We start from the raw sequence: 4,224 nt of genomic DNA on the forward strand, positions 1-4,224 counted from the left end.
ACGCGGTTGCGGTGCTGGGACCGGTGCTCGGACGCCGCGATCGACACCCGGCCCGACGGCCACCGCCGCAGCGCCCGCGCCCGCTGGGTCGCGGTCAGCGCCGTCGAGGAGGTGAGGTCGAGCTCCAGCTCCACCCGCGAGTCGCTCGTGTTGACCGACTGGCCACCGGGCCCCGGGGACTTCGAGAACCGCTCGACGAGCTCGGCCGCGGGCACGACCAGGCCCTCGGGCAGGCCCGGGCCGGAAGGGACGTGGAGGTCGCGCATCACCACATTGTGGCTTGACGCGAGTGGCACTACCCACCACCGTCCTCCCCATGGGGGAGCAGCGGGTCGGTGTGGTCGGTGGCGGCATCCTCGGCGTGGCGATCGCCCGCGAGGTCGTCCGGCGGCGTCCGGGTACCGAGGTGGTGGTGCTGGAGAAGGAGGACCGGCTCGCCGCGCACCAGACCGGACACAACTCCGGGGTCGTCCACGCGGGGATCTACTACAAGCCCGGCAGCCTCAAGGCGCAGCTCTGCGCGCGCGGGCGGAGCCTGCTGCGCGACTTCTGCGTCGAGCACGCGATTCCCTACGACGCGTGCGGCAAGCTCGTCGTGGCGGTCGACCCGGACGAGATGGGCCGCTTCGAGGCCCTCGAGCGCACCGCCACCGAGAACGGTGTGCCGGGACTCCGTCGCCTCGCGGCGGAGGAGATCCGCGAGGTGGAGCCGCACGCCACGGGGCTCGCCGCGCTGCACTCGCCCGAGACGGCGATCACCGACTACCCCGCCATCACCCGCGCCCTCGCCGACGAGGTCGTCGCTGCTGGCGGCGAGGTGCGGCTCGGCGCCCGGGTCGTCGACATCCGCCGCCGGGTGGACGGCACCGTCGTGCAGGTCGAGGGCGGTCGCGAGCCGCTGCGCTTCGACCACGTCGTCGTGGCGGCGGGGCTGCAGGCCGACCGCGTCTCCGCGCTCGTCGACGGTGACGCCGGACCGGCGATCCTGCCGTTCCGGGGTGAGTACCTCGGCGTGAGCGCCGCCAAGCAGGACCTGGTGCGCGGCATGGTCTACCCGGTGCCCGACCCCCGCTACCCGTTCCTGGGCGTCCACTTCACCCGCCGCGTCGGCGGCGGTCTCGAGGTCGGCCCCAACGCGGTGCTCGCCACCCGCCGCGAGGGCTACCGCAGGCGCGACGTGTCGGCCGCGGACCTGCGAGACGTGCTCGCCTGGCCGGGGTTCTGGCGGATGGCGCGCGTCCACTGGCGCACGGGCGTCGACGAGGTGATCGGCTCGGCGTCGCAGCGCGCGTTCATGCGGTCGGCGTCGCGCTACGTGCCGGACATCGGCGTGGCGGACGTCGCCCGTGCCGGCGCGGGCGTCCGGGCGCAGGCGGTGGACCGGGACGGCACGCTGGTCGACGACTTCCGGATCACCCATGCCGACGGAGTGACCTGCCTGCGCAACGCCCCCTCGCCCGGGGCGACGTCGAGCCTGGCGATCGCGGCGTACGTCGTGGACAGGGCGTGGCCGCAGGAGACACCGGGCGCCTAGGTTGTGCCCATGACGACGCGCTGGGGAATTGCCGCGACCGGCCGGATGGCCGCCGCCTTCGCTGACGACCTGGCCCTCGTGCCCGACGCCGAGCTCACCTTCGTCGGCAGCCGCTCGCCCGGCTCCGCCGCCGACTTCGCGGACCGCTTCGGAGGGGCGGCGTCCGGCACCTACGGCGACCTCGTCGCCGCCGGCCGGGACGGGGACGTCGACGTCGTCTACGTCGCGACCCCGCACCCGCAGCACCACGACCTGGCCCTGGCCGCGATCGGGGCGGGCACGCCGCTGCTGGTCGAGAAGGCCTTCACCGCCACCCTGGCCGGCGCGCAGGAGGTCGTCGACGCGGCCCGGGCCGCGCAGGTCTTCTGCATGGAGGCCATGTGGACCCGCTTCCAGCCGGCCGTGGTGCACGCGCGCGAGCTCGTCGCCGCCGGCGAGATCGGTGACCTGCTGCTGGTGCAGGCCGACTTCGGTGCCCACCGTGCCTTCGACCCGTCCAGCAGGCTCTTCGACCTGTCCCTCGGCGGCGGGGCGGTCCTCGACCTCGGCGTCTACCCGATCTCGCTGACCCAGCACTTCCTCGGCCGCCCCGACCGGGTCGCGACCACCGGCACGACCTTCCCCAACGGGGCCGACGCGTCGGCGGCGATCCAGCTCTCGTACGCCGACGGGCGGGCGGCGGCGCTGGCCTGCACGCTCGCCAGCTCGACGCCGGGACGTGCCGTCCTCGTCGGCACCGGTGGGTCCATCGAGCTGGAGCCGCCGTTCCACCACCCCACCCGCATCGTCGTGCGCCGCAACGGCGAGGCGCCCGAGACGATCGAGCGCCCGGCGACCGGCAGCGGCTACGTCCACCAGGTCGAGGAGGTCCACCGCTGCCTGGCCGCCGGGCTCACGGAGAGCCCGACCATGCCGCTGGCCGACACGCTCGACGTGCAGTGGGTGCTCGAGGAGTGCCTCGGACAGCTCGGCATCGCGATGGCCGAGGCGAGCGTCGAGCTCTAGGCCACGGACCCCCGGCGCCGCCACTCGATGGCGGGGCAGGTGTCCATGACCATCGGCACGCCCGCGGCCGTCGTGCGGTCGAAGGCCTGCTCGTCGACCACCCCGAGCTGGAACCACACGCCGCCCGCGCCGATCGCGACCGCCTGGTCGGCGAAGTCGCCGGCCGCCTCCGAGCGCCGGAAGACATCGACCACGTCGACGGGGAAGGGGATGTCGGCCAGCGTGGCGTAGCCCTGCTCGCCGAGGACCTCAGGTGCGTCGGGCTCCGCGAACACCGGGTGGACCGGCACGATCCGCTTGCCGCGCCGCTGCAGCAGCTCCGCGATCGTGTACGCCGTACGGCTCGGGTCGCCCGACAGGCCGACCACCGCCCACGTGTCGAGCTCGTCGAGCATCCGGTCGACGGTCGCGGGATCCTGCCAGGACGAGCGGTCGGACGTGGCCATGACCACACCGTAGACGGGTGCTCAAGAATGTTGGACGTCCTAGAATCCACCGCATGAGCGACTTCCCGATGTACGCCCTCTCCGAGGAGCACCAGGCCATCCGAGAGGCCGTCCGCGCCGTCGCCGACGCCAAGATCGCGCCGTTCGCGGCCGCGGTCGACGAGGAGGCCCGCTACCCCCACGAGGCGGCCGCGGCCCTGCTGGCGTCCGACTTCCACGCCCCGCACGTGCCCGAGGAGTACGGCGGTGCCGGGGCGGACGCCCTCGCCACGGTCCTGGTGATCGAGGAGGTCGCCCGGGCGTGCGTGTCGTCCTCGCTGATCCCGGCGGTCAACAAGCTGGGCTCGCTGCCGGTGCAGATCGCGGGCTCGGAGGAGCTCAAGCAGACCTACCTCACCAGGCTCGCCGCCGGCGAGGGCGGTTTCTCCTACTGCCTCTCCGAGCCCGACGCCGGGTCCGACGCCGGTGGCATGAAGACCCGCGCGGTCCGCGACGGCGACGACTGGGTGCTCGACGGCGTGAAGCGCTGGATCAGCAACGCCGGCGAGTCGGAGTTCTACACCGTCCTGGCCGTCACCGACCCCGACAAGAAGACGCGCGGCGGGATCTCGGCGTTCGTTGTGGAGAAGTCCGACGCCGGTGTCTCCTTCGGCGCCCCGGAGAAGAAGCTCGGCATCAAGGGCTCGCCCACCCGCGAGGTCTACCTCGACAAGGTCCGCATCCCCGCCAGCCGGATGATCGGCGCCGAGGGCACCGGCTTCGCCACCGCGATGAAGACCCTCGACCACACGCGGGTCACCATCGCGGCCCAGGCCGTCGGTGTCGCGCAGGGGGCGCTCGACTACGCGCTGGAGTACGCCAAGGAGCGTCAGCAGTTCGGCAAGTCGATCTCCGACTTCCAGGGCCTGCAGTTCATGCTCGCCGACATGGGCATGAAGGTCGAGGCGGCCCGCCAGATGACGTACGCCGCCGCCGGCCGGTCCGAGCGCGGCGACGACGACCTCACCTTCTTCGGTGCGGCCGCGAAGTGCTTCGCCTCCGACGTCGCGATGGAGGTGACCGTCAACGCCGTGCAGGTGCTCGGCGGCTACGGCTACACCCGCGACTACCCGGTCGAGCGCATGATGCGCGACGCCAAGCTCTGCGAGATCGGCGAGGGCACCAGCCAGGTGCAGCGCCTGGTCATCGCCAAGCAGCTGGGGCTCTGAGCTCTTCTCTCCTCTGGCCGTTCCAGGTCCC

Annotated in this window: 5 protein-coding genes; 3 read left to right on the forward strand and 2 right to left on the reverse strand. The window is 73.1% G+C overall.

Going from position 1 to position 4,224, the window contains the following annotated elements; all coding sequences use genetic code 11:
- Nucleotides 1-266, reverse strand: a 266-nt coding sequence (locus JWN97_RS13575) for a peptide chain release factor-like protein (RefSeq protein ID WP_297623397.1), incomplete at its 3' end; no start/stop codon positions are given.
- Nucleotides 267-316: 50 nt separating this feature from the next.
- Between JWN97_RS13575 and lhgO the strand changes: the two genes are divergently transcribed.
- Together lhgO and JWN97_RS13585 are read left to right on the forward strand one after the other, a co-directional pair.
- Nucleotides 317-1,534, forward strand: a complete 1,218-nt coding sequence (gene lhgO / locus JWN97_RS13580; RefSeq protein WP_297623400.1) for an L-2-hydroxyglutarate oxidase — start codon at nucleotides 317-319, stop codon at nucleotides 1,532-1,534.
- A 9-nt stretch (nucleotides 1,535-1,543) separates the two neighbouring features.
- Nucleotides 1,544-2,539 (forward strand): Gfo/Idh/MocA family oxidoreductase, encoded by a 996-nt coding sequence (locus JWN97_RS13585; protein WP_297623403.1) that lies wholly within the window; start codon nucleotides 1,544-1,546, stop codon nucleotides 2,537-2,539.
- Here the strand turns inward: JWN97_RS13585 and JWN97_RS13590 are convergent.
- Complete coding sequence (locus tag JWN97_RS13590; protein ID WP_297623406.1) at nucleotides 2,536-2,985, reverse strand: CoA-binding protein; 450 nt, start codon at nucleotides 2,983-2,985, stop codon at nucleotides 2,536-2,538. The two genes, JWN97_RS13585 and JWN97_RS13590, sit on opposite strands and share 4 nt — an antisense overlap.
- 53 nt (nucleotides 2,986-3,038) lie before the next feature.
- Here JWN97_RS13590 and JWN97_RS13595 point away from each other — a divergent pair, with 53 nt between their 5' ends.
- Nucleotides 3,039-4,193, forward strand: coding sequence for an acyl-CoA dehydrogenase family protein (locus JWN97_RS13595; RefSeq protein WP_297623409.1), 1,155 nt, complete (start codon nucleotides 3,039-3,041; stop codon nucleotides 4,191-4,193).
- Nucleotides 4,194-4,224: the final 31 nt, after the last annotated feature.

Origin of the sequence: Nocardioides sp. (genome assembly GCF_025965415.1) — a bacterium.
Taxonomy (GTDB): Bacteria; Actinomycetota; Actinomycetes; order Propionibacteriales; family Nocardioidaceae; genus Nocardioides.

Coding starts and splice junctions, on each gene's coding strand:
- lhgO (WP_297623400.1), top strand. CDS start 317: ATGGGGGAGCAGCGGGTCGGTGTGGTCGGTGGCGGCATCCTCGGCGTG.
- JWN97_RS13585 (WP_297623403.1), top strand. CDS start 1,544: ATGACGACGCGCTGGGGAATTGCCGCGACCGGCCGGATGGCCGCCGCC.
- JWN97_RS13590 (WP_297623406.1), bottom strand. CDS start 2,985: ATGGCCACGTCCGACCGCTCGTCCTGGCAGGATCCCGCGACCGTCGAC.
- JWN97_RS13595 (WP_297623409.1), top strand. CDS start 3,039: ATGAGCGACTTCCCGATGTACGCCCTCTCCGAGGAGCACCAGGCCATC.